Below are 1859 nucleotides of genomic sequence, written 5' to 3'. Positions count from 1 at the left end.
TTATAACGCTCTACTTCAATACCTTGCTTTTTTAGTGTATTTGTTATTGTTGATATTCTGAGTAACTCAGGGTCTACTCCAACTCCACTCAAACCTGTTTCACAACACATAGCTGGTTCAAAAATTGTTAATTTACTCATATTCATTCTCCAATCTATAATTTTTTATTAATTTATAAAAACCATTTTTTAGTACTGTTCGCAAACTTAACAAGTAACAACATAACTGGAACTTCTACTAACACTCCTGCAATTGTTGCCAAAGCAACTGGTGATGTTGCACCAAATAAAGCAATAGCCACTGCCACAGACAATTCAAAGAAGTTGGATGCACCTATCATACCTGCAGGTGCAGCGACATCATGAGGTAACTTCAATAATTTTGATGTAATATAAGCAATAAAGAAAATAAAAACTGTCTGTATAATTAAAGGAATTGCGATAAGTACAATATGAGTAGGATTTTTTAGAATAATCTCACCTTGGAATGAAAATATGATAATCAAGGTTAATAAAAGCCCTATTATAGTAGTATTATTGAATTTTTGTATAAACGTATTTTTAAAGTAATCTTCTCCTCTTTTCTTTATTACCATCATTCTAGTGAAGATACCTCCTACCAGAGGTATTACAACAAATAGTATTACAGATAAAATCAAGGTATCCCATGGGACTGACACATCAGAAACTCCTAAGAGGAATTTAACGATAGGAACAAATGCAACTAAGATAAGCAAATCATTGGTCGCTACTTGAACTACCGTATATGCAGGGTTTCCTTTGGTTAAATGGCTCCTTACAAACTCCTTGGCTGTACAAGGAGCTGCTCCAAGTAAAACCGCGCCAGATAAGTAATCTTTAGCAAGTTCAGGCGAAATTAAATTACCAAATATAATATAGAAAAACAGGTATGCGATACCAAACATAGTAAAAGGTTTAATTAACCAGTTGGTAACCCATGTTACGAACAAGCCTTTTGGATTACGTCCAACGTCTTTTATACTTTTGAAGTCTACTTTCATCATCATTGGATAAATCATTAACCATATTAAAAAAGCGATTGGTATAGAGACGTTTGCATATTCAAATTTTCCTAGTAAACGTGGTATCCCGGGTAAATATTTACCAATTAGTATACCAATAATCATACAAAGGATTACCCAGATTGATAAATAACGTTCGAAGAAGCTGATTCCACTAGAATTATTATTAGTATCCATAGTTTTATATCTCCAATCTTCTTTTTTAAAAGTAAAGAGCTTTTAACTTAGAGCCTTTTACATCGTCTTTTGACCATTCTGTTATAGCAACTTTTCCATTCGTATGTTCAAAAACTTTATTAATCCATAGGATTTCATTATTTGCCTTTGCTTTTAATAACGAATTTTCTGTTTTGGTTTTGTATAGGGAAGCGTTTATTACCCACCAACCACAATGGATATGAGCTCTGTTTAAGTCTTCTTCTAATCGTAAAGCTTCATAAACTGGTGTAGTTTCAGCTAAAGTAACGATTATTACAGATGTTTCATGTTCATTACGTAGTCTAGGTAATAGCTTTTTAACAGATTCAGGGGTATCTCCCATTGTTCGTTGTACTTCCTTATGATAACTTTGGGTCGAATCAAGTAATAATAAAGTATGGCCCGTTGGTGCAGTATCAATAACAACAACTTCGTTTTCGCATCGATCAACGATAGAAGCAAATTCTCTAAATACAGCAATTTCTTGTGTACATGGAGATCTTAAATCTTCCTCGATGTATGCAATATCTTCTTCATTTAAATTATTAGCACGAGCTTTCGATAAAACATTTTCCTTATAGGCAGATAAAACTTTCTGTTCATCAATATGACTTAAAGT

General features: G+C 32.9%; 3 protein-coding genes. All 3 read right to left on the bottom strand.

The genetic code is table 11. The features are described 5' to 3' along the window. Positions 1-140: arsenic metallochaperone ArsD family protein (locus tag ACW2QF_RS20000; protein ID WP_455717776.1), on the bottom strand; the 140-nt coding region annotated here is incomplete at its 3' end. Between the two features lie 32 nt (positions 141-172). Continuing rightward, on the bottom strand, positions 173-1219 hold the full coding sequence (gene arsB, locus ACW2QF_RS19995) for an ACR3 family arsenite efflux transporter (RefSeq protein ID WP_455717775.1): 1047 nt from the start codon (positions 1217-1219) through the stop codon (positions 173-175). Between the two features lie 25 nt (positions 1220-1244). Further along, the coding region (locus ACW2QF_RS19990) for an ArsA-related P-loop ATPase (RefSeq protein WP_455717774.1) at positions 1245-1859 on the bottom strand (615 nt) is incomplete at its 5' end.

The sequence above is a fragment of the Anaerosporobacter sp. genome, from assembly GCF_965301125.1.
This window is presented reverse-complemented; position numbering and strand designations above follow the sequence as displayed.

Excerpts from the sequence above, each read along its gene's own strand:
- arsB (WP_455717775.1), bottom strand. The coding sequence starts at position 1,219 with ATGGATACTAATAATAATTCTAGTGGAATCAGCTTCTTCGAACGTTAT.